The organism is Pseudomonas sp., from assembly GCF_050739655.1.
Taxonomy (GTDB): Bacteria; Pseudomonadota; Gammaproteobacteria; order Pseudomonadales; family Pseudomonadaceae; genus Aquipseudomonas.
In genome coordinates this window covers 1-26,551 of the sequence record NZ_JBOIBY010000736.1, presented here as the reverse complement: position 1 = coordinate 26,551, position 26,551 = coordinate 1, and the positions used below count along the sequence as shown (strand labels likewise).

The following is a 26,551-nucleotide window of genomic DNA, read 5'->3' as shown; positions in this document are numbered from 1 at the left end:
AGCGAGCTCTGCTCGCGATGACCGCAAGGACAACGCGTACATTCAGGCAGCCCGCGTCATCGTTGGCGTCCATCGCGAGCAGAGCTCGCTCCTACAGGGTTACGTGTTTACCGATAGATTTTCGCAGGCAAAAAAAAGGGCAACCGAAGTTGCCCAAAATGCCTTGCGTGCTCATTACACCCAGAAAGACCTACGGCTTTTTCCGCTTGTGCGAATCCTTCCAGATAAAAAATCCGAATCCGGCAAAGAATACAAACATGAGGCTGACAGTCAGCACTCCGGCGATCACCACGTTGTCGAAAAACATGACGCGTCTCCTGCACTTGCCTTGTTGCGATAGGGCTAAGTTACCCAAACAGGCAGGAGAAAATATTGACCGGGATCAATGTTGTCCGAGAGTGGACTTAAAGAAGGGGAAAAACTGACCTGCATCAACCGATGCAGGGGATTCAACGTTTCTTTGGTTTGCTTTTCGGTTTTTTCTTCGGCTTGGCCAGAGGCATGGCTTGCTCGAACGCCTGGCGCACTTCATTGAGGCGCTTGTCGTTGAGGTCATGGATACGCTTGGCGCGTTCGGCATTAAGGTCGATCAGTTTGTCGTCTTGGCTCATGGTGTTCAGTGCATCGCTTGAAATGAGTTCAGTGCCGCATCGCTCGGCACAATTGCGCCAATAATGCGGTCTGGCGGCAACGCTGACCAGTCCATCCACTCAAATCTGGATATCGACCCACAAGCCCTGACGAGGCTGGTCGTCCATCAATGGCGCCACCGGCACCGTGTTGTCGGCATTGAGTTCATCCCCAGGTACCGCCAGGTGCGCTTCGGGATCTTCGTCAGCTTCACGGCGACGTCGTTCCTGCTCCTGCTTGCGGCGCTGCTCTTCGCGCAGCAGCAAGGCCGTTTCTTCGGGGTTGCGCTTTTTCAGGTCGATGGTGCTGTCAGTCGAGCTCTCCTGCACGGGCACCACCGGGGCGATGTCCGGGCGCGGGCGCACCGGGTCGTGCTGCGAAGTGATCGGCACGGCACTCAATGGGAGCATCGGTGGCAGCATATTTATCAGTCTCCTGTCAGCAGGCTGTCGGCTGCGGGGATGGCGACTTGAGCCATCGGTCGCAAACTGTGACCCAATTGGCACGAATAAGTGCCTTGATCCGCCCAGGACGGGCAGGTGGTCTAACGTAGTACTGAGAGTTTTTCTGAGAGTCTTTTGGCCCTCAAGCCCTCATTCCGTTAAGATAGCCCGCTTTTTCAAGGTGGGAGTCAGGCAGCATGGCGCAGCAGTATCAACCGGGGCAACGCTGGATCAGTGACAGCGAAGCCGAGCTGGGTTTGGGCACCGTTCTGGCACAGGACGGCCGCTTGTTGACCGTGCTCTACCCGGCCACTGGCGACACTCGCCAGTACGCGCTACGGAATGCGCCCCTCACCCGTGTGCGGTTTTCGCCGGGTGATACCATCACTCACTTCGAAGGCTGGAAACTGACCGTTCGCGAAGTCGACGATATGGATGGCCTGCTGGTTTACCACGGCCTGAACGCGCAGAACGAAGCTGTCACCCTGCCGGAAACCCAACTGTCGAACTTCATTCAGTTCCGTCTGGCCAGCGACCGCCTGTTCGCCGGGCAGATCGACCCGTTGGCCTGGTTCGCCCTGCGCTATCACACCCTGGAACACACCAGCCACCAACTGCAGTCCACGCTTTGGGGCCTGGGTGGCGTGCGTGCGCAACCCATCGCGCACCAGTTGCACATCGCCCGCGAAGTAGCCGACCGCATTGCACCGCGGGTTCTGCTGGCTGACGAAGTAGGCTTGGGCAAAACCATCGAAGCCGGCCTGGTGATCCATCGTCAGTTGCTTTCGGGCCGCGCCAATCGCGTGTTGATCCTGGTGCCGGAAAACCTTCAGCACCAGTGGCTGGTGGAGATGCGTCGCCGTTTCAACCTGCAGGTCGCGCTGTTCGACGAAGAGCGCTTCATCGAAAGTGATGCCTCCAATCCGTTCGAAGACACCCAGCTCGCGCTGGTGGCCCTGGAGTGGCTGGTGGATGACGAGAAGGCTCAGGACGCACTGTTCGCAGCCGGCTGGGACTTGTTGGTGGTCGACGAAGCGCACCACCTGGTGTGGCACGAGGATCAGGTCAGCCCCGAATACTCGCTGGTCGAGCAGCTAGCCGAAACCATTCCCGGCGTGCTGCTGTTGACCGCCACTCCCGAACAACTGGGTCAGGACAGCCACTTCGCTCGACTGCGCCTGCTCGATCCGAATCGTTTCCATGACCTGGCTGCCTTCCGCGCCGAGAGTGAAAACTATCGCCCGGTAGCCGAAGCCGTCCAGGAGTTGATGGAGAAGGGTCGCCTGTCGCCCCAAGCGCATAAAACCATTCACGGTTTCCTCGGCAACGAAGGCGAAGCCCTGCTGACCGCAGTCAACGACGGCGACACCGAAGCCAGTGCTCGCCTCGTGCGCGAACTGCTGGACCGCCATGGCACCGGCCGCGTCTTGTTCCGCAACACCCGTGCCGCCGTGCAAGGTTTCCCGGAGCGTAAACTGCATCCGTACCCGCTGCCGTGCCCGGACGAGTACCTCGAACTGCCATTGGGCGATCACGCCGAGCTGTATCCGGAAGTCAGCTTCCAGGCCCAGCCGGATGCCAACGAAGAAGAGCGCTGGTGGAAGTTCGACCCGCGCGTCGAATGGCTGATCGACCAGCTGAAAATGCTCAAGCGCACCAAAGTACTGGTGATCTGCGCCCATGCCGAAACCGCGATGGACCTGGAAGACGCCCTGCGCGTACGTTCCGGCATCCCGGCCACGGTGTTCCACGAAGGCATGAACATCCTCGAGCGTGACCGCGCCGCCGCCTACTTCGCTGACGAAGAGTTTGGCGCGCAAGTGCTGATCTGTTCGGAAATCGGCAGTGAAGGCCGCAACTTCCAGTTCTCCCATCACTTGGTGCTGTTCGACCTGCCGTCTCACCCGGACCTGCTGGAGCAACGTATCGGTCGTCTGGACCGGATCGGCCAGAAGCACACCATCGAACTGCACGTGCCGTACCTGGAAACCAGCCCGCAAGAGCGTCTGTTCCAGTGGTACCACGAAGCGCTGAACGCTTTTCTCAATACCTGCCCGACCGGCAACGCCCTGCAGCACCAGTTCGGCCCGCGCCTGCTGCCGTTGCTGGAAGAAGCCGACGATGGCGAATGGCAAACGCTGATTGACGAAGCCCGCACCGAGCGTGAGCGTCTGGAAGCCGAACTGCACACCGGCCGTGACCGTTTGCTGGAGCTCAACTCCGGTGGTGCCGGCGAAGGCGACGCACTGGTTGAAGACATCCTTGAGCAAGACGATCAGTTCGCCCTGCCGATCTACATGGAAACCTTGTTCGACGCTTTCGGCATCGACAGCGAAGACCATTCGGAAAACGCGCTGATCCTCAAGCCAAGCGAAAAAATGCTCGATGCCAGCTTCCCGCTCGGCGACGACGAAGGCGTAACCATCACCTACGACCGCAACCAGGCGCTGTCTCGCGAAGACATGCAGTTCATTACCTGGGAACACCCGATGGTTCAGGGCGGCATGGATCTGGTGTTGTCCGGTTCGATGGGCAACACCGCCGTGGCACTGATCAAGAACAAGGCGCTCAAACCTGGCACTGTGCTGCTGGAGCTGCTCTATGTCAGCGAGGTGGTCGCCCCACGCTCGCTGCAACTGGGCCGCTACCTACCACCGGCGGCCCTGCGTTGCCTGCTCGATGCCAACGGCAATGACCTCTCGGCCCGGGTTGCCTTCGAGACCCTGAACGATCAGCTCGAAAGCGTGCCGCGCGCCAGCGCCAACAAGTTCATCCAGGCCCAGCGCGATCAGCTGTCGCCACGGATCAATGCCGGCGAAGACAAGATCTACCCACGCCACGCAGAACGTGTGGCAGAGGCGCAACGTCGCCTGGCGGCCGATACCGATGAAGAACTGGCGCGCCTGACCGCGTTGCAAGCGGTCAACCCGACCGTACGTGACAGCGAACTGGTTGCCCTGCGCAAACAACGCGAGCAAGGCCTGGCCATGCTCGACAAGGCTGCGTTGCGACTGGAAGCGATTCGGGTGTTGGTGGCGGGTTAATTCCCTTCCCCCGTAATGAAGAAGGCCCGCGCAATGCGGGCCTTCTTTTTACAAGATCGCAGCCTTCGGCAGCTCCTACAGAGGAATGCGATCCCATGGAGCTGCCGCAGGCTGCGATCTTTTGATCTTAAGCCGGCACCCCTTCGCCCTGCGGCTCAACCACCGCAACCAACCCTTCCTTCATCCGCTTGGCATCCCTCACAAAACACCGAGAAGCCATCACCAGAAACACCATGGTGAAAAACAGCGCCACCGGAATCAGGTACATGGCGTCGTGCAGGCCGACAGCCTTGAACGCTTCCGTCATTTGCTCCGCACCCGCAGCGAGCATCGCCGTGTGGGCGAAGTGATCAGACAAGGCACCGACCACTACCGGCCCAAGCCCGCCGCCCAACAGATAGAGCCCGGCGAAGAACACCGCCATGGCCGTAGCCCGCAGGCGCGGTTCGACCACATCCTGGATCGCCGTGTATACGCAGGTATAGAAGTTGTAGGCAAACAACCAGCCCAGACTGAACACCGCCACGAAAACGCCGATCTCGATTCGACCGGAATGCAGCGCCCAAGCGGTGCAGACGGTAGAGATGATCAGGCTGAATGCAGCAAACAGCAGGCGGCCATTGGCGATTCGTTGGTGAATCTTGTCCGCGACCCAACCACCCAGCGTCAGGCCGATCAACCCGGTTACGCCAACGATAACGCCGGTCGCCACCGCAGCTTCCTGTAGCGGCATCAGGAAATAACGCTGCAGCATCGGCACCAGAAACGAGTTGCAGGCGTAAGTGGCGAAGTTGAAACAAAGCCCGGCCAAAACCAGCCACAGGAAGGTTGGCACCGCCAGGATTCGGCGGATCGGCCTATCAACGCGCTCTTGCGAAACCTGCACAGCCTCCGCAGCGCCGCGTTTTGGTTCCTTGATGAAAAACATGAAGACGGCGAGGATCAGCCCAGGTACGGCGGCGATGAAAAACGGAGCACGCCAGCTGTCGAACGCCTTTACCATCGCGCCAATGGTAAAGAATGCCAGCAACAGCCCCAACGGCAGCCCCAGCATGAAAATCCCCATGGCCCGCGCCCGACGGTGAGCCGGGAACAAGTCGCCAATCAGCGAGTTCGCCGCTGGGGCGTAGCTGGCTTCACCGATGCCGATGCCCATGCGCACGATCAGGAAACTCCAGAAACTGCCCACCATGCCGTTGACCGCCGTCAACCCACTCCAGGCAGCCAGGCCCCAGCCCATCAGTTTGCTACGCGACCCGGTATCGGCCATACGCCCCAATGGCAGGCCGGCGATTGCGTAGACGATGGTGAAGGCGGTGCCGATGATCCCCAGCTGAAAGTCGCTGAGATGCCATTCCATGCGAATGGGTTCGATGATGATGGCGGGGATGGTGCGGTCAAAAAAGTTGAAGAGATTAGCCAGGAACAACAGGAACAGAATGCGCCAGGCATTCGCCGCTTGGGTCGAGTTCTGCATGGGTCCGTCTCATTTATTGTTATTGGGGCGTCACTGCCCCCGGAATACTCAATCTAGACAGGCGCTCCAAAGCTGTCTGCAATTATTCGCAAGGCTGATATCGACCCATGGCGCACAACCTGTGGGAGCATTCGCAGGCCCGCCACATCGCAGTCCGTCCGACCGTTGAAAAATACCTTGCCACCCCTCTTCCCAAGCCGCTGGCGATGCCTAGAATAGCGGCCTTGTCTGCCCCCGTGCCCCCACTCCTCCTTAGATAATCACCCATGTCCGAAGCCAGTCCGTGTCTGAATTGCGGTGCCTGCTGTTCTCATTTTCGCGTGTCTTTTTTTTGGGGTGAATGCACCTCGGCCGGCGGGATCGTGCCCGATGAGCTGGTCGAACAGATCAGCCCCAGTCGGGTGGCGATGATCGGCACCGGCTGCAAACCGGTGCGATGCACCAGCCTGGTGGGGGAAGTCGGCAGCACCGTGCAATGCTCGATCTACGAAAAGCGCTCCAGTACCTGCCGCGAATTCGAAGCGTCCTGGGTCGACGGCCAGGTCAATCCCGATTGCGATGCTGCCCGCGCAGCCTTTGGTCTGCAGCCCTTGGAACCGGCGTTTGAAATAGCCGAACTACAAAGCGCCTGACGCTTAGTACCCCTCGCTATCAGGCTAATTTCGAAATGGCCGAAACCAATGTGCCACCATCGCTTGCGCTTCCCCTACGCCTTCTATACTCCATGGCATTCGCCAGCGCTCATTGCGCCAGCCTGAGACCTAACGACGAGGCATGCTATGGGGTGGCTTGGTTTGCATTTCATTACCGAGCTGACAGACAGCGGACAGGTCATACTCAATTGCATACATAACCCTTTTTTGGTGCTACTGGCGTACCTGGTCGCCTGCGCTGGCAGCTTTGCCACACTGGACATGACGGAACGGGTGGCCCAAGCCGAAAAAGGGGCCTCCGAACGACTCTGGCGCTGGGTCGGCGCGGGCTGCCTGGCAGGCGGAATCTGGGCCATGCACTTCATTGGCATGCTGGCTTTCCAGGCTCCACTCGACATCCACTATCAATTGCCCATCACCCTTGTTTCCTTGCTGATAGCCCTGCTCGCTTCGTGGCTGGCGATGCGCACCCTCAGCCAGCCGGTCTTGAGCTTCTGGCAATGTTTCAGATCAGCGATCTGTATCGGCCTGGGCATCTCAGCCATGCACTATGTAGGCATGTCCGCCCTGCGTTCGCAGGCACAGGTCTACTATCATCCGGTGTTGTTCAGTCTCTCAATCACGATCGCAATCGGCGCCAGCCTGGCGGCACTGCTGCTGGCCAGGTACCTGCGCAATGGCACCGGGATACTCCATAAACTGCTCAAGTACAGTGCCAGCCTGGTGCTCGGGGCAGGCATCTTCAGCATGCATTTCACCGGCATGGCAGCTTTCAATCTGGTGCTGCCCACCGACAGTCTCCTGACCCAACCCGGGGAAAACAATCATCTGCAATTGGGTCTGACCGTGGCGGTCATGACGCTGTTGATCCTTGGCAGCAGCATCAGCGCCGCGCTGGCGGACAAGAAGCTGCAACACAAGGATCATGACCTGCAGCGGGTCAATACATTGCTTAGCCAACTGGATCAGGCGCGCATATCTCTGCAACAGGTCGCGCATTACGACCCTTTGACCAACCTGATCAACCGCCGGGGTTTCAACCAGATTTTCGCCGAGAAACTCAGCGAGAAAGCCCACGGTGGCGGCATGCTCGCCGTCCTGTTTCTCGACATCGACCACTTCAAGCGGATCAACGACAGCCTCGGCCACGATGCCGGCGATGAGCTGCTCAAGGTGCTCGCAGGTCATATCAGAAGCTCGATACGAAGCCATGAAGATGTGGTGGCGCGCCTGGGTGGCGATGAGTTCTGCATTCTCATAGACCTGCAAGATCGTGAGGAGGCGCGACACTTGGCCCAACGCATCATGCAGAAAATGAAAGAACCTGTCGCTCTGGCAGGAAGGCGCATGGTGATGACCACCAGCATCGGCATCAGCCTGTTTCCCGAAGACGGCGAAAGCTGTGAAGAGCTGCTGAAAAATGCTGACCTGGCGCTGTATCAGTCCAAGGACAGCGGCCGCAATGGCTTGAACTTCTTCAGCCCCCACCTCAAGGCCCGCGCCACACTGGAACTGCAATTGGAAGAAGAATTGCGCCACGCCCTGCTCGAAGACGACGGCTTGATGCTCTATTACCAACCGATCTACGACCTCAAAACCGGTCAGGTCAGCAAGCTTGAAGCGTTGATTCGCTGGCAACACCCAGTCCACGGTTTTCTTGCCCCGGACCGTTTCATCTCAATAGCCGAGGCCAATGGCCTGATCACCGAGCTGGATAAATGGGTGCTGCGCAAGGCCTGTGAAGACCTCGGCAAGTTGTCAGAGCTGGGCTGCGAAGAATTGAAGGTCGCCGTGAATTGTTCACCCTTGAGCCTGGCACGCGAGGAGCTGCCCGCAGAGATCGAACAGGTGCTTCAAAACGCCGGTGTAGCGCCGCAACGCCTGGAACTGGAGGTGACCGAAAACGCGCTGATGGGCAACATCGCCGATACGCTGTCGTTGCTTGAGCACATCCGCGCCCTCGGTGTGTCGCTGTCGATCGATGACTTCGGCACCGGTTACTCGTCCCTGGCCTACCTCAAGCGCTTGCCTCTCAATACGCTGAAAATCGACCGCTCGTTCATTCAGGACATCCCCAAATCTACCCAGGACATGGAGATCGTCCAGGCAATTATCGCCATGGCCCACACCCTGCACCTGGATGTGGTCACCGAGGGTGTCGAAACCTTCGAGCAATACCAGTTTCTGGAGCGCCAAGGCTGCGACTTCGTTCAGGGATACCTGCTCAGTCGCCCTGTGACGATCGACCAACTACGCCCGGTGCTGAACGAAATCAACCAGCGCAAGCATTCCTACACCGTCATGACGTTGAGTCTGGTTCACGGTACATCTGCACTAATGTAGAAGGGTCTTTTTCCAGGTTTCCCTGCGCACCATGCAACCGCATCAACTGCGCCGCAAGGCCGCTGATCGGGGTTGCCGAACCCTGCTCGCGGGAAAACTTCACCGCGCCATCCAGGTCCTTGAGCAAGGTGCGCACGTGCCACTTCACCGGTTCGAAATGGCTCTCGGCCATTTGCGGAGCGATGAACTGCAAGGGTTTTGAATCGGCAAAACCACCGGCCAGCGCCTCGGCGATCAGGCTCGCATCAACGCCCGAACGCTCCGCCAACGCCACCACTTCGGCAATGACCAGCACATTGCAGGCCACAATCATTTGATTGCAGGCCTTGGTGACCTGCCCTGCTCCGACTGCACCCATGTGCGTCACGCGCTGCCCGAGACGCAGCAACACGGGTTTGATGCGTTCAAGATTTGCCGCGTCGCCACCGACCATGATCGCCAGGCTGCCCGCTTCAGCGCCAATCACGCCGCCGGAGACCGGCGCATCGAGCCAGCCCATACCGGTTTTGCTGACAAGCTCTGCCGCCATTTCCCGCGTAGCGGTAGGTTCCAGACTGGAAAAGTCCACCAGCAACTGGCCACTTTTCGCACCCGCGACCACGCCTGCCTCGCCAAACACCACCTCGCGCACCACCGACGTATCCGCCAGGCACATCATCACCACATCCGCGTGCTGGCATAGCTCGGCTGGGGTCGCGACCTGTCGCGCACCCGCCTCCACCAGCGGTGCGCATTTGGCCGGATTTCGGTTCCACACCGTCAGTGGGTAACCCGCTGCCAGCAGACGCCGGCACATGGGAAGGCCCATGAGTCCGATCCCGGCAAACCCCAACGAAGGTAGCGTTGACATCATTTAGCCTCCTTTTGATTAAAGATTGCTAAATCTTGGCCGATTTATCATGACTTAGGAAAGGATTCCCCCCGAGCGAAGCTCAGGCCACGGCTCTGACGCTTGGGCCAAATACGCGCAGATAAAAGACGCGAGCCCGTGACAGTTCGACGACAGTGTGTCGCCCGACCAACCAGCCCAGGTACATCGCAAACAATGACTTCCAAAAATAACCCGGCCACTGCGATTTCCGATCTGACGCTGAGCCCAGCGGCGAACAGCCCCGCGCCGTCGAAGCCATTCACGCCGTCGCGCCCGGCGGCGACCCAGCAATATCTCTATTTCACTGAAACCAACACCGACCGCATCCTCGACAATCTCGACGGACTGCGCGACATGGTGTTCCCGCGCCCACCGCATTTGGAAGGCGACAACGAACAGCACAGCGACCAGGAATTCCCGTCGGTGTGCCTGATCGGCCTGGGCCGCTGCGGTTCGAATATTGCGCTGGATGTCGCGGAGCTGGTGTACAACGCTCGCAAGTTCTATCTCAACGAATTCAATAACGAAGATCGCCTGTCGCCGGACAAGCGCTACGCCGAAAAGGGCTACAGCCCGGCACAGTGGATTCGCAACAATCTGCGCCTGATTCCGAACAAAGCCACTAAACCGGTGTTCCTGGTAGAGCCGCTGGTAATGCTCGGCGACCTGGACAAAGACATCGCCGGTCGTATCCGATTCTCACGCAAGGGCGAGAAAAGCGGCTTCCTGCGCGACTACAGCAAAATGAAAATCATGGACTTGTCGGAAGTCCACGCCGGTGGTGCGGGTAACGCGCCGATCCTCGGCCAGTACCTGGCCAAGATCATCCTGAACAAGGACACCCAGCGTTTCTCCAGCCCGGACTGGAAGATGATTCACTCGTACCTGATCGACAGCTGCGGCATCAAGGCCAACCAGTCGCGCCTGTACTTCTCGATTTTCAGTGCCGGCGGCGGTACGGGTTCGGGCATGGCGTCGGAATTCGGACTGGCCCAACAGCATTCGTACATGAACAAGACGTTCGACACCAAGCCGATGGACGAGCACGACGGCAAGAGCGGTCATTCGTTCGTCTTCGAACCGATTTTCACCAGCGGCATTTGCGTGCTGCCGAACATTTCCGATCACCGCAGCGAAATGTCCGAAGCACTGCACATCAACGCCGGTCGCCTGCTGTGCAAATACCTGTCGGAGGAATGGGACTTCTCCTACAACTTCGCCAATGAAGACAGCAGCGAAGCCAGCGTCATGGGCCGAATCCGCCCATGGAACGCGATGATGCTGATCTCCAACGACATCATGCGTTACGCCGAAGAGAATGATGACGGCAACATCCAGAACATTGATGTCAATGCGATGGAAAAACACGCCAACCAGTACATCTCTCAGCAGATCTTCAACATTCTGACGGCCCAGGCGGTCACGACTGACTACGACCAGAACTATTTCCGTCGCGCTGGCATCGATATTGGCGAAACCATCCGTCTGGACGCCAACGACCTGTTCATGAGCCTGGCCGGCCCGGTGGCGATTGCCTACGCCGAGTCCGTCGTCCCGGAAACCCCGGCGCCGACCAGCGACAAGTTCAAGGTGTTCGAGAAAGAGCAGCAGCGCCTGAACATCGACGACCTGTTCTTCCGCTCCATCGACCTTCCGCACTTCAACAAGGTGACCCAGGCCATCGAGGGCATCAGCCTGCTGCCGATCGAGTCCAAGCGTTATCGTGCGTCGCTGGAGCAATACAAGAACTCGGGCTATGACGCAGCGGCCCTGCACGACCTGCACTTCTTCAAGAACTGCTCGTCGGTGGTGTCGATCGTCTCGCTGCCCAAGGATTACAAGCTGTCTTACATGGATCTGAACCGGCTCAAGACCCACCTCAACAGCCTGTTCCCCAACACGACGCTCAAGCGCTACGCACTGGTGATCGGCGCTTCGGCGAACTTGTCGCTGACCACCCTGATCGCCAAGAGCCCGTGCCTGTCGGACGACTTCCTGACGCTGATCGTGGCGTTCATCAAGCGTTGCTTCGCGAAAAACCCGTACCGCTTCGACGAGACCCTGGACAACTCGATCCTGGACTTCATCATCAACGAACACTTCGACGAAGACCGGATCGACGATCTGCTCAACGAATTCGAGAATCCGGCGAAGATCCTCGATACCAACTGGTATGCGATCAAACCGATGTACGAGAAGAAGTACCGTGAGCTGATCAACGACAAGGACAAGTTCGTGTCGATCAACGACATCCGCCTGTCCCGGGATTGCGTGAAGAAGGCGATCAAGTACTTGCGCGAGATCTATCGCCACCGCATTGGCAAGACCAAGGTTATTTCGTTGAATAACCATACGGGTAAGACGGCGTATTGATTTAGTCGCTCAGAAAGATCGCAGCCTTCGGCAGCTCCTACATGTGAGGTGTAGGAGCTGCCGCAGGCTGCGATCTTTTGCTTTTGAAAACACTCAGAAACAATTGAGCAGCCCTCAGGCTGCCCTTTCAACTGTTCCCGTTACGTTTACGTCACCGTGAGGCTGTGGCCTTTCTCTACGGCAACGTGCCATCACGCTACTCGCCTACACACTTTTAACTGGCGCAAGCACGCACCAGCCTGGTGCGTGCATTCAAACCTTCGCTCTTTCCTGGATCATGATCCACGGCGAAACCACGACTGCCCACAACTGCGGATCACGTTCGAAAAGATCCAGCGCCCGCGTTTCAGACAGCTTGGCGACCTTGTCGGCAGCCAGCCAGGCAGCCACTTTCTCCCCTTCATCGGTCGCCATGGCCTCGGCGGCGGCGATCAAATCCAGGCTCGGGTCGACCCACAATAGGGCACCCTTGGCGAAGAACGGCTCCAGCTCCTTCCAGGAAATAGATGCGGTTTCTCCAAGCAGCTTGGCATAGAGGGTGCTAGGTTCTTCGTTCATGGGTCTGTCCGGAAAAGAAATTGGCGCAATCATAACGTCGGTGGTCTGGCAGAAAAACCCGGTAGCAATTTGCAGTACCGAATGAAAACAGCAGGAATGCCAAGGAATGCACGGAATCTGGCTATAAGCCCGTCAAAACCCCGCCGCAATTCTGACTTTTTCTTTCAAATATGCGACACGCTCAAGTTTTGCCCCCTGAAGCCAGCTTCCCAGGCTGACAATCGGCGCTCTACACTGTACCGGTACAGTTGCCGGGGGGCATTTCCGGGGGATGTCGTGGATATCTGACCCGGTTCTGCTGCCAACGGCGCCAGGACTATAAAAATTACAACAGTAAGAGTGGAGCACTATGACTAAGGCTACTAAGCAGATTTCCAAACTGTTTGCCGCTATGGTTCTGGCCGGGGTTGCCAGCCATTCGTTCGCAGCTGACACCATCAAGATCGGCATTGCCGGCCCTAAAACCGGTCCTGTAGCCCAATACGGCGACATGCAGTTCAGTGGCGCCAAAATGGCCATCGAACAGATCAACGCCAAAGGCGGCGTAGACGGCAAGAAACTCGAAGCCGTTGAATACGATGACGCCTGTGATCCAAAACAAGCGGTAGCGGTCGCGAACAAAGTCGTCAACGATGGCGTGAAGTTCGTGGTTGGCCACCTGTGCTCCAGCTCCACTCAACCGGCTTCGGACATCTACGAAGACGAAGGCGTGATCATGATCACCCCGGCTGCCACCAGCCCGGACATCACTACCCGTGGTTACAAAATGGTGTTCCGCACCATCGGCCTGGACAGCGCCCAAGGCCCTGCTGCCGGTAACTACATTGCCGACCACGTAAAACCTAAAGTCGTTGCCGTTCTGCACGACAAGCAGCAGTACGGTGAAGGCATCGCCACCGCCGTGAAGAAAACCCTGGAAGGCAAGAACGTCAAGGTTGCCGTGTTCGAAGGCGTTAACGCCGGCGACAAGGACTTCTCCTCGATCATCGCCAAGCTCAAGCAAGCCAACGTCGACTTCGTCTACTACGGCGGCTACCACCCGGAACTGGGTCTGATCCTGCGTCAATCCCAGGAAAAAGGCCTGAAAGCCAAGTTCATGGGCCCGGAAGGCGTGGGTAACGACTCCATCTCGCAGATCGCCAAGGACGCTTCCGAAGGCCTGCTGGTAACCCTGCCGAAGTCCTTCGACCAGGATCCTGCCAACGTTGCCCTGGTTGATGCATTCAAGGCCAAGAAAGAAGACCCGAGCGGTCCGTTCGTGTTCCCGGCCTACTCGGCTGTGGAAGTGATCGTCGAAGGCATCAAGACTGCCAAGTCCGAAGACACCGCCAAAGTGGCTGAAGCCATCCACAAAGGCACCTTCAAGACCCCAACCGGCAACCTGAGCTTCGACGAAAAAGGCGACCTGAAGGACTTCAAATTCGTGGTTTACGAGTGGCACTTCGGCAAACCAAAAACTGAAGCTTCGCCTCAGTAAGGCATTGCCTGACTGACTGCCAACAAAGCCCACGGCGTGCCGTGGGCTTTGTTTTACGAACGTACCTGGGCCGCGCTGGCGTGATCCGCTAGTCTCCCCACCTGAAAATCTCAAAACCGTCATCAGCGGTTCGCTGGCAAAACCCGTGTTCGAAGTGGGTGCAGATCCACGGGGCCCGGGCGGGAAAATGACTCCACCAGTGAAATGCGTATCAGGTTTTTAGGAGCGCTGTAATGCCTGACATCTATCACTTCTTCCAACAGCTGGTTAATGGTCTGACCATTGGCAGCACGTATGCCCTGATCGCCATCGGCTATACGATGGTTTACGGCATCATTGGAATGATCAACTTCGCCCACGGCGAGGTGTACATGATCGGTTCGTACGTGGCGTTCATCGCCATCGCCGGGCTGGCCATGCTGGGACTCGACAGTGTTCCGCTGTTGATGACCGCCGCGTTTCTCGCAACCATCGTTGTCACCAGTGCCTACGGCTACAGCATCGAACGGATCGCCTACCGCCCCTTGCGCGGCAGCAACCGTCTGATCCCGCTGATTTCCGCCATCGGCATGTCGATCTTCCTGCAGAACACGGTTCTGCTGGCGCAAGACTCCAAGGACAAATCCATCCCCAACCTGATTCCGGGCAACTTTGCCTTCGGGCCAGGTGGCGCACATGAAGTGCTGATTTCCTACATGCAAATCGTGGTGTTCGTGGTGACCCTGGTCGCCATGTTCGGCCTGACAATGTTCATCTCCCGTTCTCGCCTGGGCCGCGCCTGCCGCGCCTGCGCCGAAGACATCAAGATGGCCAACCTGCTGGGTATCAACACCAACAACATCATCGCCCTGACCTTCGTCATCGGTGCCGCCCTGGCGGCCATCGCGGCCGTGCTGCTGAGCATGCAATACGGCGTGATCAACCCGAACGCCGGTTTCCTGGTCGGCCTCAAGGCCTTCACCGCAGCCGTACTGGGCGGTATCGGCAGCATTCCGGGCGCCATGCTCGGCGGGCTGGTACTGGGTGTGGCAGAAGCCTTCGGCGCCGATATTTTCGGCGACCAGTACAAGGACGTCGTGGCCTTCGGTCTCTTGGTTTTGGTGTTGTTGTTCCGGCCAACCGGCCTGCTGGGTCGTCCGGAGGTTGAGAAAGTATGACTAGGAATCTTAAACAGGCACTGTTCAGTGCCTTGCTGGTGTGGGCCGTTGCCTACCCGGTACTGGGCCTGAAGCTGACCATCGTCGGTATCAACCTTGAAGTGCACGGCACCAGCCCCACCACGCTGATCGTCATCGCCCTGTGCTCGGTGCTGATGTTCCTGCGCGTTTTGTTCGACCAACAGATCAGCTCCGTCTGGCGTTCGTCCTCCAGAGGCCCGCTGATTCCGGCCAAGGCCAGCAACTTCCTGACCCTGCCGACCACTCAGCGCTGGTTCATCATTGCGATCATTGCCGGTGCCCTGATCTGGCCGTTCTTCGGTTCCCGTGGCGCTGTGGACATCGCGACGCTAGTACTGATCTATGTGATGCTCGGCCTGGGCCTGAACATCGTGGTCGGTCTGGCGGGTCTGCTCGACCTTGGTTACGTCGGTTTCTATGCCGTCGGCGCCTACAGCTACGCGCTGCTGTCGCACTACTACGGTCTGAGCTTCTGGATCTGCCTGCCAATCGCCGGCCTGATGGCAGCCACCTTCGGCTTCCTGCTGGGCTTCCCGGTGTTGCGTCTGCGTGGCGACTACCTGGCGATCGTGACCTTGGGCTTCGGTGAAATCATCCGTCTGTTCCTGCGTAACCTGACCGGCCTCACGGGCGGACCGAACGGGATCAGCAACATCGAGAAACCGACGTTCTTCGGTCTGACCTTCGAACGTAAAGCCGCGGAAGGCATGCAAACCTTCCACGAGTACTTCGGCCTGGAATACAACTCGATCAACAAGGTGATCTTCCTTTACCTGGTTGCCCTGCTCCTGGCACTGGCTGCGCTGTTCGTCATCAACCGCTTGTTGCGCATGCCACTGGGCCGCGCCTGGGAAGCGTTGCGCGAAGACGAAATCGCCTGCCGTGCGCTGGGTCTGAACCCAACCATCATCAAGCTGTCGGCCTTCACCCTGGGTGCGAGCTTCGCCGGTTTCGCCGGCAGCTTCTTCGCCGCCCGTCAGGGCCTGGTGACACCGGAGTCCTTCACCTTCATCGAGTCGGCGATCATTCTCGCCATCGTGGTACTGGGTGGCATGGGCTCGCAGCTGGGGGTGATCCTCGCTGCCGTGGTGATGATCCTGCTGCCGGAAATGATGCGTGAGTTCAGTGAGTACCGCATGTTGATGTTCGGTGCCTTGATGGTACTGATGATGATCTGGCGACCTCAGGGTCTGCTGCCCATGCAACGTCCTCACATGGAGCTGCGCAAATGAGCCGCGAGATCCTCAAAGTAGAAAACCTGAGCATGCGCTTCGGCGGCTTGCTGGCGGTCAACGGCGTAGCCTTGAGCGTGAAAGAGAAACAAGTGGTTGCACTGATCGGCCCTAACGGTGCCGGCAAAACCACCGTATTCAACTGCCTGACCGGCTTCTACAAGCCGAGCGGCGGCAGCATCAAGCTGGACGGAGAGGCGATCGAAGGCCTGCCGGGCCACAAAATCGCCCTCAAAGGCGTGGTGCGCACCTTCCAGAACGTTCGGTTGTTCAAGGACATGACCGCGGTCGAGAACCTCTTGATCGCCCAGCACCGTCACCTGAACACCAACTTCCTGTCCGGCCTGTTCAAGACCCCGGCGTTCCGCAAGAGCGAGCGTGAGGCCATGGACTTCGCCGAGTACTGGCTGGAAAAGGTCAACCTCAAGGAGTTCGCCAACCGTCCGGCCGGTACCCTGGCCTACGGTCAGCAACGTCGCCTGGAAATCGCCCGTTGCATGATGACCCGCCCGCGGATCCTCATGCTCGACGAACCGGCTGCCGGTCTGAACCCCAAGGAAACCGAAGATCTGAAGCAACTGATCAGCGTGTTGCGTGAAGAGCACAACGTGACCGTGCTGCTGATCGAACACGACATGAAACTGGTCATGAGCATTTCCGACCACATTGTCGTGATCAACCAGGGCACGCCTCTGGCCGACGGTACGCCGGAACAGATCCGCGACAATCCTGATGTGATCAAAGCCTACCTGGGGGAAGCGTAAATGCTGCAGTTCGAAAACGTTTCCACCTTCTATGGCAAGATCCAGGCGCTGCACAGCGTCAACGTCGAAGTCCGCCAGGGCGAGATCGTGACCCTGATCGGCGCCAACGGTGCCGGCAAGTCCACGCTGCTGATGACCCTGTGCGGTTCGCCGCGGGCTCACAGCGGCAGCATCCGCTACATGGGTGAGGAACTGGTCGGCCAGGATTCTTCGCAGATCATGCGCAAGAGCATCGCGGTTGTCCCGGAAGGTCGTCGGGTGTTTTCCCGCCTGACCGTGGAAGAAAACCTCTCCATGGGCGGCTTCTTCACTGCCAAAGGCGACTATCAGGAACAGATGGACAAGGTCCTTGGACTTTTCCCACGCCTGAAAGAACGCTTCAGCCAGCGCGGCGGCACCATGTCCGGCGGCGAACAGCAAATGCTCGCCATCGGCCGTGCGCTGATGAGCAAGCCCAAGCTGTTGCTGCTCGACGAACCTTCGTTGGGCCTGGCACCGATCATCATCCAGCAGATCTTCGACATCATCGAACAGCTGCGCAAGGACGGTGTGACGGTGTTCCTGGTTGAACAAAACGCTAACCAGGCGCTGAAAATCGCCGACCGCGCCTACGTTCTGGAGAACGGCCGGGTGGTGATGCAAGGCACCGGTGAAGCACTGCTGACCGACCCGAAAGTGCGCGAAGCGTACCTCGGCGGCTAAGCCATTGCAGTAAACAAAAACGGCCTCCGGGCCGTTTTTTTGTGCCTGCCACAACTACCCGACCCCGCCCCGAACCCTGATCGTTCCCACGCAGAGCGTGGGAACGATCAATCGCAGCCTTCGGCAGTTCCAGAGGATGGGGGCCTCAGAGCCGATCCAAGGCCTCGCCACTGCGCTTGAACCACCCCATCAAATAATCGGCCAGCACCTGTGTCCGCTTCGGCAACCCTCCCTGATACGGATGCACCAGATACATCGGCATACTCCGCGTCTGATAATCGCGCAGCAGCCAGCGCAGGCGCCCCTCAGCCAATTCCGTCGGTAACAGGTAGGACGGTAAGCGAGCGATACCGGCACCCGCCAATGCAGCTTTTTTCAGCAGGTTGTAATGGTTGCTGGCAAACGGTCCGCTAACCCGCACTCGCAACAATTCGTGCTGCTGGTGATACAGCCACTCCTCCCGGCCACTGTAATGGCTGTTGAGCAGGCAACGATGCTCGGCCAGCGACTGAGGAGTCTGTGGCTCACCGTACTGCTCCAGATAGGCCGGGCTGGCGCAGGTCATTTCGTGCCAGGCCAACAGCGGACGCGCTACCAGTCGCTGGTCAATGGCCACATCGGAGCGAATCGCCAGATCGAAACCATCCCGGGATAGTTCACGGTAGTCGTTGCTAAGGTCCAGCTCTATCTGCACTTCGGGGTACTTGCTGGAAAACTCCAGCAACAAACCATCGAAAAACGTTTCCCCCAACGACACAGGCACCGTCATACGTACCGGACCGGCCATGTCGTCCTTCAGCCGCGCCAACGCCTGACGCGCCCGCTCGACCTGGACCAACAGGGCCTGCGCCTGTGGCAACAATGCAGCGCCCGCTGCCGTCAGGTTCAAACGCCGTGTGGTGCGTTGCAGCAGAACCACGGAAAACTGCGCTTCGAGTTGGCTGATGCGCTTGGACAGTTGCCCCTTGCTGCAACCGAGCTGCTGAGCCGCCAGGGTAAAACTGCCCGCCTCGACCAATACTGCAAACGCGGCCAGATCATCCATTTCACTCATGGATTGTTTCCATTTGAAAACCAAAGGTTGCCTATTAGTGCGCTTATCAGCGGAAAAAACCACTCTAAACTGAACCCACATTCAAACCACTGGAGCAACAGCAACATGAAAATCCTATTGATCGGCGCAGTCGGCACCATCGGTTCGGCCATCGACAAAGAGCTCTCCCCACGCCACGAAATCGTCCGCATCGGCCGCAACAGCGGTGATTTCCATGTGGATATCAGCGACAGCGCCTCGATTCGCAAACTGTTCGAGCAAACCGGCAAGTTCGATGCGCTGATCTGCGCTGCCGGCAACGTGACCTTTGCCCCGTTGGCGGAAATGACCGAAGACAGCTTCGCCCTGGGCCTGAAAGACAAGCTGATGGGCCAGGTAAACCTGCTGCTGATCGGCCGTGAGTTCGCCAATGATGGCGCTTCATTCACCTTCACCACCGGCGTGCTCAGCCACGATCCGATTTACAGTGGCGCCTCGGCGGCACTGGTCAACGGTGCACTGGACAGCTTTGTCCGCGCCGCCGCCATCGAGCTGCCCCGTGGCCTTCGCGTCAACTCGATCAGCCCGAACGTGCTGGTCGAAGCCATGGGCAAATATGCGCCGTACTTCCGTGGTTTCAAGCCGGTTCCGGCAGTCGATGTAGCGTTGGCCTATGCCAAGAGTGTCGAAGGGCTGCAGACCGGTCAGACCTTTCATATTTGAAGATCAAAAGATCGCAGCCTGCGGCAGCTCCTACAGGGAAACGCAAATCCCTGTAGGAGCTGGCTTGCTAGCGATGACGTCTTTATATTCACCATCGCCTCGCCAGCAAGCCGGCTCCTACGGATTTACGTTTGTCCAACCATCGCCAAGCACTGCAACCCTGTAGGAGCTGCCGCAGGCTGCGATCTTTTCCCGAGGGTTGTGATGAACGGTCAGGCTGAGTAACGTGGCGGCACTTGTCAGGAGACCCCAAGATGCGTGTTGCCCGTTCCTTAGTCGTTGTTGCCCTGCTCCCCCTATTCGCAGCCTGTCAGCTGTTCGATGGCTCCCGAGAAAGCGCCTCCCATGCGGGCCAGACCCGCATGCAGGGCCAGTTGAGCGCAGCTGACGGTAAACTGCTGTTCCAGCCCTGTGGTGAACAGCGCCGTTTGGTGGTCAACGACACCGGTGGAACAAGCGTCCTGCAACAGGCCGCTAGCCTGGCCGACGCCAAGGGCAATCTGTTTGCCGACGTGCGCGGACGGATTGTTTCCGGCTCCGGCGATGGGCAACTCGACCTCGAACAGCTGTACCGGGTCGAGCGCTCGGCTAAGGTTTGTGAAGATCCCGACTTCAAAAAGTTGATCCTGCGCGCTGCCGGCCACACCCCCGAGTGGAAAGTGAGCGTCAGCGGCAAGGGCATGATCATCGACCGTGCCGGACAGCCGCCACTGGCCGTGCCCTACGTCGAAGAACAACTGGGCGATGGCCGCTTCAACCTCAGCACCGAAGCCAACAATCAGCACATCGAACTGTGGGTCGCCCCGCAACGCTGCATTGACGGCAGCAACGGCAGCGTCCAGCACATGAGCGCCGAGCTGCGTATCAACGGCCAGGTGCAACGCGGATGCGGGTATTTGGGCGGTTCGCGCGACGACTGATCGTTTAGGCCTCACGGGACCCGGCCTTTGCGGCTTATAATCGCCGGTTTCAAACGCCCTGGCGCAGTTGTGCGCCCCGCGAACCGGATCCCGTCATGTTACGAATCACTGAACTCAAGCTGCCGATCGACCATCCCGATGAAGACCTGCGCCCTGCCATCGTGCAGCGCTTAGGGCTTGCCAGCGAGGATCTGCTCGACTTCACCTTGTTCAAGCGCAGCTACGATGCGCGCAAAAAGTCCTCCGAGCTTTGCTTCATCTACACCATCGACCTCAACGTTCGCGATGAGGCGGCGGTGCTGCACAAGTTCGCCGATGACCGTAACGTCAACGAGGCTCCGGACGTCAGCTACAAAGAAGTCGGCCAGGCGCCGGCCGACCTGAGCGCGCGCCCGGTGGTGGTCGGTTTCGGCCCTTGCGGGATTTTCGCCGGGCTATTGCTGGCGCAAATGGGCTTCAAGCCGATCATCCTCGAACGCGGTACCGAAGTACGCCAGCGCACCAAGGACACCTGGGGCCTGTGGCGCAAAAGCGTGCTCAACCCCGAGTCCAACGTACAGTTTGGCGAAGGCGGCGCAGGCACGTTCTCCGACGGCAAGCTCTACAGCCAGATCAAGGACCCGAAATTCATCGGTCGCAAAGTCCTGCATGAGTTCGTCAAGGCCGGCGCGCCGGAAGAAATCCTCTACGTCAGCAAACCGCACATCGGTACGTTCCGCCTGACCGGTGTCGTGGAAAACATGCGTGAGCAGATTCGTGCCCTGGGCGGCGAAGTACGCTTCCAGCAGCGGGTCACCGATGTACTGATCGAAGACGGCCAACTGGTCGGCGTCGAACTCGACGGTGGCGAGCAGATTCATTCCAGACACGTGATCCTCGCTCTCGGCCACAGCGCCCGGGACACCTTCCGCATGCTTCACGGCCGTGGTGTGTTCATGGAAGCCAAGCCGTTCTCGGTGGGTTTCCGCATCGAGCACCCGCAATCGTTGATTGACCGCGCACGCCTGGGCAAATACGCCGGTCACCCGAAGCTGGGCGCCGCCGACTACAAACTGGTGCACCACGCCAAGAACGGTCGCTCGGTCTACAGCTTCTGCATGTGCCCGGGCGGTACCGTGGTGGCGGCGACCTCCGAGCCAAACCGCGTCGTGACCAACGGCATGAGCCAATACTCGCGTAACGAACGCAACGCCAACTCCGGGATCGTGGTCGGCATCACCCCGGAAGTCGATTACCCGGGCGGCCCGCTGGCCGGTATCGAATTGCAGGAACGTCTGGAATCCCACGCCTTTGTATTGGGCGGCAGCAACTACGAAGCACCGGCGCAACTGGTCGGCGACTTTATTGCGGGCAAGCCGTCCACCGAGCTGGGCACGGTCGAACCGTCCTACAAACCGGGCGTTGCCCTGGGCGACTTGGCGCTGGCCCTGCCGGCCTTTGCCATCGAAGCGATTCGCGAAGCCTTACCGGCATTCGAGAAGCAGATTCGCGGTTACTCGCTGCATGACGCGGTGCTGACCGGGATCGAGACCCGTACCTCGTCACCACTACGGATCACCCGCAACGAGTCGATGCAGAGCCTGAATGTGAAAGGCCTGTTCCCGGCGGGTGAAGGTGCGGGATATGCGGGTGGGATTTTGTCGGCGGGTGTGGATGGGATTCGGATTGCCGAGGCGGTAGCCCGCGACATTTTGGGTCTGGAAGCTTAAAGATCAAGAGCAAAAGATCGCAGCCTTCGGCAGCACCTACATTGGATTGCATTCATCCTGTAGGAGCTGCCGAAGGCTGCGATCTTTTTGTTTGTGTCAGATATTGGCCCGCAACACGCTCGCCGGCAGCGCCTCACCACGTTCCACCGTCGCAGCAACCGCATCCATCAACCCGCTCAACTCAAACCCCTCGGCCTTGAGCCATTTCTGATCGTAGTAAGTCGTGGCATAACGCTCGCCGCTGTCGCACAAGATCGCCACGATCGACCCTGTCTCCCCGGCCGCCGCCATCTGTTGTGCCGCCATCAGCGCGCCGATCAGATTGGTCCCGCTGGATCCACCCACATGGCGCCCCAAGCGCTCGGCCAGGTAATGCATCGCCGCCAGCGACAATGCATCCGGCACCTTGACCATCGCATCGATCACCTTGGGCAGAAACGACGCCTCTACCCGTGGCCGACCAATGCCCTCAATCCGTGAACCGTGGTCCAGGCGCAGGCTGGCATCGCCGGTCTGGTAGTAATCGAAAAACACTGAGCGCTGCGCATCGGCGCACAGTACCCGGGTGCAATGCTGGCGATAACGCACGTATCGGCCCAGCGTGGCGGTCGTGCCGCCGGTACCGGGGCTGGAGATCAGCCAACTCGGTTCTGGATGCTTTTCTAAACGCATCTGCTGGAAAATCGACTCGGCGATATTGTTGTTCGCCCGCCAGTCGGTGGCGCGCTCTGCATAGGTGAACTGGTCGATGAAATGCCCATCGTGTTCCCGCGCCAGGCGCTCGGATTCGGCATAGATCTGCGTTGGATCCTTCACCAGATGTGTCTGGCCACCGTAGAAAGCGATCTGCGCGATCTTCTCCTTGGAGGTGCTTGCAGGCACCACCGCAATAAATGGCACCCCCAGCAACCGGGCGAAATACGCCTCGGAAATCGCCGTCGACCCGCTGGAGGCTTCGATCACCGGCGCACCGGGCTTGAGCCAGCCATTGCACAACGCATAAAGAAACAGCGAACGTGCCAAGCGGTGCTTGAGGCTGCCGGTAGGATGGCTGGACTCATCCTTGAAATACAGCTCGATGCCTGGAAAACCCGGTAGCGGCAAAGGAATCAGATGGGTGTCGGCGCTACGCTGGAAGTCAGCTTCGATGATCCGGATGGCTTCGCGGGCCCACTGTCGGTTGTCGCTCATGGTGGTTTTCTCGTTGGATCGGGCAGGAGTCTGGCTCAATCATCAAGCTTAGGAAAAAACCTACATCACGCACAGATACAGCTGGGGTTCAATACGCTCGGCAACTGCTAGGCTCAGGTCCGTGCAGTACAAACAGCTTGTAACGACATATAACAAAAAAGAATATAACTTTTGTTTTAACTTCTAAGGGTACCGGTTAGGGTGTCCCACCTTTTGAATATCGATGGAGAGCGACCTTGCCTCTGCGTAGCACTTTCACGCGTTTCTTTCAGCTGGAAGCTGCAAGCGGTCTGTTATTGATCGCCGCGGCCATTCTGGCTTTGATCATCAACAACTCCTCTCTGTCGTGGCTGTACAACGGCCTGCTGGACACCCCCGTGGTGGCCCAGATCGGCGCGTTGAAAATCGCCAAGCCGCTGCTGCTATGGATCAACGATGGCCTGATGGCATTGTTTTTCCTGCTGATCGGCCTGGAGGTCAAGCGCGAAGTCCTCGACGGACAATTGTCGAAACCGTCGCAGATCGTCCTGCCGGGCGCGGCTGCGATTGGCGGTATGGTGGTGCCGGCGCTGATCTACTGGTTCCTCAACCGTGACAATCCACCGGCCCTCAACGGCTGGGCAATTCCCACTGCCACCGACATCGCCTTCGCCCTCGGCGTGCTGGCGCTGCTGGGTAAGCGGGTTCCGGTATCGCTGAAACTGTTCCTGATGACCCTGGCGATCATCGACGACCTTGGCGCGATCATCATTATTGCAATCTTCTATTCCGGCGCGCTGTCGACGCTGTCGCTGGCCCTGGCCGCGGCCTGCATCGCGGCATTGATCGGTATGAACCGCCTCGGTGTGAACAAGCTCGGGCCGTACATGATCATCGGCTTGATCCTTTGGGTCTGCGTGCTCAAGAGTGGCGTACATGCCACGCTGGCCGGCGTGACGCTGGCGTTCTGCATCCCGCTGCGTACCAAAAACGCCGAGTCCTCACCGCTACTGACGCTCGAACACGCACTGCACCCGTGGGTGGCCTACGGCATCCTGCCGCTGTTCGCCTTTGCCAATGCCGGCCTGTCCCTGAGCGGCGTTACTGTCGACAGCTTCACCCACGACGTGCCAATGGGCATCGCGGTCGGCCTGCTTCTGGGCAAAACCATCGGTGTGTTAGGCCTGACCTGGCTGGCCGTAAAAATCGGCATCGCCTCCCTCCCCCAAGGCGCCAACTGGGGGCAGATACTGGGCGTGGCGATTCTCTGCGGCATCGGCTTCACCATGAGCCTGTTTGTGGGTTCCCTGGCCTTTGAACCCGGCGTCAGCGACTATGCCGGGATGGATCGGATGGGGATTCTGACCGGTTCAATACTGGCAGCGTTGATCGGTTATGCCGTAACAGCGATGGCCAGTCGCAAGCAAACCGTACAAGTGTCCTGAAAAACAGCGACATCGCCTGACGCCATTCAAAGTAATACAGCCTCGTCAGGCGAATAAAAAAACCCCGACCAGTTCACCTGATCGGGGTTTTCTTTTACCCGCTTTCCCGCTTAGTGCGTAACGCGGCTGGTGCCATCGACCGTAGCGATGCGTACTCGCTCGCCAACGCGGAACACTTCGTTTTCCTGAACCTGTTGCACGTAGGCGCGCATGCTGCCGTCGTCTTCGCGCACGGTGATTTCCACGCCTTGGGTACGGGTCATGCCTTCTTCGGCTGCCGACCCTATCAGACCACCAGCAACGGCGCCGATGACCGCCGCAACGATGCTGCCTTTACCGCCACCGATTGCGCTACCGCCAACGCCACCCACCGCTGCACCGGCGACGCTGCCGATCGGGGTCTTGGTGCCTTCGATCTTCACTGGACGCAGCGCTTCGATAGTGCCCATGCGAACGGTCTGCACGCGACGCGCTTCGTCACGGGAATAGGAGTCACCGGTCAGGCTCGATTGGCAACCAGTGAGCAACATCGCCATCGTGGAAAAGGAAGCAACCAGCAGTACAGACTTACGCATAGCATCAACTCCAAAGAAACAGATGTTCATTAGACCCCACGGCTTGACGCCTGTCACGGCACCACCCGGGTAAAATTGGTTTGATTCAGGCCCCGTTAAGGCGCTCCCACGAACTCACACAGTAGCGGCAAAATCGGAAAACTGCCCCGCTGACCAAGGATTTTCATGGACTACTTTATCATCGTCGTCACGACTGTTGCCGGTTTGTACTTCCATTGGTGGCTGTACGTGCGGATCAAACGCTGGATGGACCGCGACCTGGCACTGGCGCTGGCCGGCAAGGACGAGCAGAAAAAAGCCTTCATGCTCGAGCGGTTGGCGAGTGCGCAGGCGCAGAAGATCAAGCGTCGGGACCTGCCGAAGTGGCTGGAGGCCGCTGCGGCAGGTTATCCCGGTCGGTAGGCTACTCAGGGTGCCAGACGCTCAAGCATCCAGTCGGCGCCCTGCTGGCGGTAGTTGAGGCGGTCGTGCAGGCGGCTTGGGCGGCCCTGCCAGAATTCGATGCGTTCCGGCAGCAGGCGATAGCCACCCCAGTGTTCCGGGCAATGCGGCTGGGTGTCGCTGAAACGTTGCTCGGTGTTCTTGAGCAGTGCTTCTAGCTCCCCGCGATCGGCGATCACGCGGCTCTGCGGCGATGCCCAGGCCCCCAGGCGACTGCCCAGTGGACGGACCTGATAATAGGCGTCGGACTCCTCAGGCGTGACCTTCACCACCCGCCCTTCGATACGCACCTGGCGTTCCAGCGCCGGCCAGAAAAACGTCATGGCCGCGAACGGATTCGCGGCCAGGTGCTGGCCCTTGGCGCTCTCGTAGTTGGTGAAAAAGGTAAAGCCCTGCTCGTCCAGGCCCTTGAGCAACAGAATGCGACAGTGTGGTCGACCGTCCTGGTCGACGGTGGCCAGGGTCATGGCGTTGGCTTCCACCGGCGCCTGTTCGGTTTTCACCGCGTCGGCGAACCACTGGTGGAACAGTGCGAACGGCTCGGCCGGGGCTTGCGCCTCGGTCAGGCCATCACGGGTGTAGTCACGACGCATATCAGCCAGGCCCTGGGTCATGGCGCATTCCTTTTGGTTAACGAATCACTGCTTTGCAGTATCGGTGCTGGCGACCTTCTTGTCTGTCGCAGCGGCTTTGGCTGGCGTGGTTTTCTTCGCCGGCGTTGCAGTTTTCGCAGGTGTTTTCTTGGCCGGAGCTTTTTTCGCAGGGGCTTTTTTCACCGCTGGAACAGCAG

At 59.0% G+C, this 26,551-nt stretch carries 24 protein-coding genes; 14 read left to right on the top strand and 10 right to left on the bottom strand.

The window, feature by feature from the left end; genetic code table 11:
* Window positions 1-190: 190 nt before the first annotated feature.
* From ccoM to ACRESJ_RS34635, 3 genes are all read right to left on the bottom strand, one after another.
* Window positions 191-307, bottom strand: a complete 117-nt coding sequence (ccoM, locus tag ACRESJ_RS34645; RefSeq protein WP_056856105.1) for a cytochrome c oxidase subunit CcoM — start codon at window positions 305-307, stop codon at window positions 191-193.
* Between the two features lie 142 nt (window positions 308-449).
* Complete coding sequence (locus ACRESJ_RS34640) at window positions 450-611, bottom strand: hypothetical protein (protein WP_431761910.1); 162 nt, start codon at window positions 609-611, stop codon at window positions 450-452.
* A 99-nt stretch (window positions 612-710) separates the two neighbouring features.
* A complete protein-coding gene (locus ACRESJ_RS34635; protein ID WP_431761909.1) occupies window positions 711-1,052 on the bottom strand; it encodes an aspartate-semialdehyde dehydrogenase in 342 nt (113 codons plus the stop codon).
* Between the two features lie 218 nt (window positions 1,053-1,270).
* On the opposite strand from ACRESJ_RS34635, the gene rapA reads away from it, so the two are divergent.
* Window positions 1,271-4,117 carry an RNA polymerase-associated protein RapA gene (rapA, locus tag ACRESJ_RS34630; protein ID WP_431761908.1) on the top strand — a complete coding sequence of 949 codons (2,847 nt, stop codon included), beginning with the start codon at window positions 1,271-1,273 and terminating at the stop codon, window positions 4,115-4,117.
* Window positions 4,118-4,244: 127 nt separating this feature from the next.
* Here rapA and ACRESJ_RS34625 read toward each other — a convergent pair whose 3' ends face one another.
* Window positions 4,245-5,594 (bottom strand): spinster family MFS transporter, encoded by a 1,350-nt coding sequence (locus ACRESJ_RS34625; protein WP_431761907.1) that lies wholly within the window; start codon window positions 5,592-5,594, stop codon window positions 4,245-4,247.
* Between the two features lie 266 nt (window positions 5,595-5,860).
* On the opposite strand from ACRESJ_RS34625, the gene ACRESJ_RS34620 reads away from it, so the two are divergent.
* Together ACRESJ_RS34620 and ACRESJ_RS34615 are read left to right on the top strand one after the other, a co-directional pair.
* Entirely contained in the window at window positions 5,861-6,226 is a 366-nt protein-coding gene (locus ACRESJ_RS34620) for a YkgJ family cysteine cluster protein (RefSeq protein WP_431761906.1), read from the top strand.
* Between the two features lie 147 nt (window positions 6,227-6,373).
* Window positions 6,374-8,590 carry a putative bifunctional diguanylate cyclase/phosphodiesterase gene (locus tag ACRESJ_RS34615; protein ID WP_431761905.1) on the top strand — a complete coding sequence of 739 codons (2,217 nt, stop codon included), beginning with the start codon at window positions 6,374-6,376 and terminating at the stop codon, window positions 8,588-8,590.
* On the opposite strand, the gene ACRESJ_RS34610 is transcribed toward ACRESJ_RS34615, so the two are convergent.
* On the bottom strand, window positions 8,547-9,443 hold the full coding sequence (locus ACRESJ_RS34610; protein ID WP_431761904.1) for an NAD(P)-dependent oxidoreductase: 897 nt from the start codon (window positions 9,441-9,443) through the stop codon (window positions 8,547-8,549). The two genes, ACRESJ_RS34615 and ACRESJ_RS34610, sit on opposite strands and share 44 nt — an antisense overlap.
* Before the next feature lie 192 nt (window positions 9,444-9,635).
* Between ACRESJ_RS34610 and ACRESJ_RS34605 the strand changes: the two genes are divergently transcribed.
* Window positions 9,636-11,834, top strand: a complete 2,199-nt coding sequence (locus ACRESJ_RS34605) for a hypothetical protein (RefSeq protein WP_431761903.1) — start codon at window positions 9,636-9,638, stop codon at window positions 11,832-11,834.
* A 252-nt stretch (window positions 11,835-12,086) separates the two neighbouring features.
* On the opposite strand, the gene ACRESJ_RS34600 is transcribed toward ACRESJ_RS34605, so the two are convergent.
* Entirely contained in the window at window positions 12,087-12,392 is a 306-nt protein-coding gene (locus ACRESJ_RS34600) for a DUF2288 domain-containing protein (RefSeq protein ID WP_431761902.1), read from the bottom strand.
* 349 nt (window positions 12,393-12,741) lie between these two features.
* Here ACRESJ_RS34600 and ACRESJ_RS34595 point away from each other — a divergent pair, with 349 nt between their 5' ends.
* From ACRESJ_RS34595 to ACRESJ_RS34575, 5 genes are all read left to right on the top strand, one after another.
* Window positions 12,742-13,869: a branched-chain amino acid ABC transporter substrate-binding protein gene (locus tag ACRESJ_RS34595; protein ID WP_431761901.1), complete on the top strand. Its 1,128-nt coding sequence runs from the start codon at window positions 12,742-12,744 to the stop codon at window positions 13,867-13,869.
* A 233-nt stretch (window positions 13,870-14,102) separates the two neighbouring features.
* On the top strand, window positions 14,103-15,026 hold the full coding sequence (gene livH / locus ACRESJ_RS34590; RefSeq protein ID WP_431761900.1) for a high-affinity branched-chain amino acid ABC transporter permease LivH: 924 nt from the start codon (window positions 14,103-14,105) through the stop codon (window positions 15,024-15,026).
* The gene (locus ACRESJ_RS34585; protein WP_431761899.1) at window positions 15,023-16,279 is read left to right on the top strand and encodes a high-affinity branched-chain amino acid ABC transporter permease LivM; all 1,257 of its coding nucleotides are present in this window, start codon (window positions 15,023-15,025) and stop codon (window positions 16,277-16,279) included. Before livH ends, ACRESJ_RS34585 begins: the two co-directional genes overlap by 4 nt.
* Window positions 16,276-17,043, top strand: a complete 768-nt coding sequence (livG, locus tag ACRESJ_RS34580; RefSeq protein ID WP_431761898.1) for a high-affinity branched-chain amino acid ABC transporter ATP-binding protein LivG — start codon at window positions 16,276-16,278, stop codon at window positions 17,041-17,043. The genes ACRESJ_RS34585 and livG overlap by 4 nt, the downstream gene beginning before the upstream one ends.
* Complete coding sequence (locus tag ACRESJ_RS34575) at window positions 17,044-17,745, top strand: ABC transporter ATP-binding protein (protein ID WP_034146751.1); 702 nt, start codon at window positions 17,044-17,046, stop codon at window positions 17,743-17,745. It begins immediately after the preceding gene.
* 145 nt (window positions 17,746-17,890) lie between these two features.
* Here ACRESJ_RS34575 and ACRESJ_RS34570 read toward each other — a convergent pair whose 3' ends face one another.
* Entirely contained in the window at window positions 17,891-18,799 is a 909-nt protein-coding gene (locus tag ACRESJ_RS34570) for a LysR family transcriptional regulator (RefSeq protein ID WP_431761897.1), read from the bottom strand.
* Window positions 18,800-18,904: 105 nt separating this feature from the next.
* Here ACRESJ_RS34570 and ACRESJ_RS34565 point away from each other — a divergent pair, with 105 nt between their 5' ends.
* From ACRESJ_RS34565 to ACRESJ_RS34555, 3 genes are all read left to right on the top strand, one after another.
* Window positions 18,905-19,501, top strand: coding sequence for a short chain dehydrogenase (locus ACRESJ_RS34565; protein WP_431761896.1), 597 nt, complete (start codon window positions 18,905-18,907; stop codon window positions 19,499-19,501).
* Between the two features lie 254 nt (window positions 19,502-19,755).
* Window positions 19,756-20,421: a COG3650 family protein gene (locus ACRESJ_RS34560; protein WP_431761895.1), complete on the top strand. Its 666-nt coding sequence runs from the start codon at window positions 19,756-19,758 to the stop codon at window positions 20,419-20,421.
* Window positions 20,422-20,516: 95 nt separating this feature from the next.
* Window positions 20,517-22,130 (top strand): NAD(P)/FAD-dependent oxidoreductase, encoded by a 1,614-nt coding sequence (locus ACRESJ_RS34555; protein WP_431761894.1) that lies wholly within the window; start codon window positions 20,517-20,519, stop codon window positions 22,128-22,130.
* 96 nt (window positions 22,131-22,226) lie between these two features.
* On the opposite strand, the gene ACRESJ_RS34550 is transcribed toward ACRESJ_RS34555, so the two are convergent.
* Entirely contained in the window at window positions 22,227-23,321 is a 1,095-nt protein-coding gene (locus ACRESJ_RS34550; RefSeq protein WP_431761893.1) for a PLP-dependent cysteine synthase family protein, read from the bottom strand.
* A 236-nt stretch (window positions 23,322-23,557) separates the two neighbouring features.
* Between ACRESJ_RS34550 and nhaA the strand changes: the two genes are divergently transcribed.
* Window positions 23,558-24,745 carry a Na+/H+ antiporter NhaA gene (gene nhaA, locus ACRESJ_RS34545; RefSeq protein WP_431761892.1) on the top strand — a complete coding sequence of 396 codons (1,188 nt, stop codon included), beginning with the start codon at window positions 23,558-23,560 and terminating at the stop codon, window positions 24,743-24,745.
* A gap of 110 nt (window positions 24,746-24,855) precedes the next feature.
* Here the strand turns inward: nhaA and ACRESJ_RS34540 are convergent, their stop codons facing one another.
* Window positions 24,856-25,320: a glycine zipper 2TM domain-containing protein gene (locus tag ACRESJ_RS34540; protein WP_431761891.1), complete on the bottom strand. Its 465-nt coding sequence runs from the start codon at window positions 25,318-25,320 to the stop codon at window positions 24,856-24,858.
* A 165-nt stretch (window positions 25,321-25,485) separates the two neighbouring features.
* Here ACRESJ_RS34540 and ACRESJ_RS34535 point away from each other — a divergent pair, with 165 nt between their 5' ends.
* A complete protein-coding gene (locus ACRESJ_RS34535) occupies window positions 25,486-25,722 on the top strand; it encodes a hypothetical protein (protein WP_057400818.1) in 237 nt (78 codons plus the stop codon).
* 5 nt (window positions 25,723-25,727) lie between these two features.
* Here ACRESJ_RS34535 and pdxH read toward each other — a convergent pair whose 3' ends face one another.
* Window positions 25,728-26,375 carry a pyridoxamine 5'-phosphate oxidase gene (pdxH, locus tag ACRESJ_RS34530; RefSeq protein WP_431761890.1) on the bottom strand — a complete coding sequence of 216 codons (648 nt, stop codon included), beginning with the start codon at window positions 26,373-26,375 and terminating at the stop codon, window positions 25,728-25,730.
* Window positions 26,376-26,551 lie beyond the last annotated feature (176 nt).

Excerpts from the sequence above, each read along its gene's own strand:
- ACRESJ_RS34620 (WP_431761906.1), top strand. The coding sequence starts at position 5,861 with ATGTCCGAAGCCAGTCCGTGTCTGAATTGCGGTGCCTGCTGTTCTCAT.
- pdxH (WP_431761890.1), bottom strand. The coding sequence starts at position 26,375 with ATGACCCAGGGCCTGGCTGATATGCGTCGTGACTACACCCGTGATGGC.
- ACRESJ_RS34585 (WP_431761899.1), top strand. The coding sequence starts at position 15,023 with ATGACTAGGAATCTTAAACAGGCACTGTTCAGTGCCTTGCTGGTGTGG.
- ACRESJ_RS34560 (WP_431761895.1), top strand. The coding sequence starts at position 19,756 with ATGCGTGTTGCCCGTTCCTTAGTCGTTGTTGCCCTGCTCCCCCTATTC.
- ACRESJ_RS34535 (WP_057400818.1), top strand. The coding sequence starts at position 25,486 with ATGGACTACTTTATCATCGTCGTCACGACTGTTGCCGGTTTGTACTTC.
- ACRESJ_RS34635 (WP_431761909.1), bottom strand. The coding sequence starts at position 1,052 with ATGCTGCCACCGATGCTCCCATTGAGTGCCGTGCCGATCACTTCGCAG.
- ACRESJ_RS34550 (WP_431761893.1), bottom strand. The coding sequence starts at position 23,321 with ATGAGCGACAACCGACAGTGGGCCCGCGAAGCCATCCGGATCATCGAA.
- ACRESJ_RS34625 (WP_431761907.1), bottom strand. The coding sequence starts at position 5,594 with ATGCAGAACTCGACCCAAGCGGCGAATGCCTGGCGCATTCTGTTCCTG.
- ACRESJ_RS34575 (WP_034146751.1), top strand. The coding sequence starts at position 17,044 with ATGCTGCAGTTCGAAAACGTTTCCACCTTCTATGGCAAGATCCAGGCG.
- ACRESJ_RS34605 (WP_431761903.1), top strand. The coding sequence starts at position 9,636 with ATGACTTCCAAAAATAACCCGGCCACTGCGATTTCCGATCTGACGCTG.
- ACRESJ_RS34565 (WP_431761896.1), top strand. The coding sequence starts at position 18,905 with ATGAAAATCCTATTGATCGGCGCAGTCGGCACCATCGGTTCGGCCATC.
- ccoM (WP_056856105.1), bottom strand. The coding sequence starts at position 307 with ATGTTTTTCGACAACGTGGTGATCGCCGGAGTGCTGACTGTCAGCCTC.
- livH (WP_431761900.1), top strand. The coding sequence starts at position 14,103 with ATGCCTGACATCTATCACTTCTTCCAACAGCTGGTTAATGGTCTGACC.
- ACRESJ_RS34570 (WP_431761897.1), bottom strand. The coding sequence starts at position 18,799 with ATGAGTGAAATGGATGATCTGGCCGCGTTTGCAGTATTGGTCGAGGCG.
- ACRESJ_RS34640 (WP_431761910.1), bottom strand. The coding sequence starts at position 611 with ATGAGCCAAGACGACAAACTGATCGACCTTAATGCCGAACGCGCCAAG.
- ACRESJ_RS34600 (WP_431761902.1), bottom strand. The coding sequence starts at position 12,392 with ATGAACGAAGAACCTAGCACCCTCTATGCCAAGCTGCTTGGAGAAACC.
- ACRESJ_RS34610 (WP_431761904.1), bottom strand. The coding sequence starts at position 9,443 with ATGATGTCAACGCTACCTTCGTTGGGGTTTGCCGGGATCGGACTCATG.
- rapA (WP_431761908.1), top strand. The coding sequence starts at position 1,271 with ATGGCGCAGCAGTATCAACCGGGGCAACGCTGGATCAGTGACAGCGAA.
- ACRESJ_RS34540 (WP_431761891.1), bottom strand. The coding sequence starts at position 25,320 with ATGCGTAAGTCTGTACTGCTGGTTGCTTCCTTTTCCACGATGGCGATG.
- ACRESJ_RS34555 (WP_431761894.1), top strand. The coding sequence starts at position 20,517 with ATGTTACGAATCACTGAACTCAAGCTGCCGATCGACCATCCCGATGAA.
- livG (WP_431761898.1), top strand. The coding sequence starts at position 16,276 with ATGAGCCGCGAGATCCTCAAAGTAGAAAACCTGAGCATGCGCTTCGGC.
- ACRESJ_RS34595 (WP_431761901.1), top strand. The coding sequence starts at position 12,742 with ATGACTAAGGCTACTAAGCAGATTTCCAAACTGTTTGCCGCTATGGTT.
- ACRESJ_RS34615 (WP_431761905.1), top strand. The coding sequence starts at position 6,374 with ATGGGGTGGCTTGGTTTGCATTTCATTACCGAGCTGACAGACAGCGGA.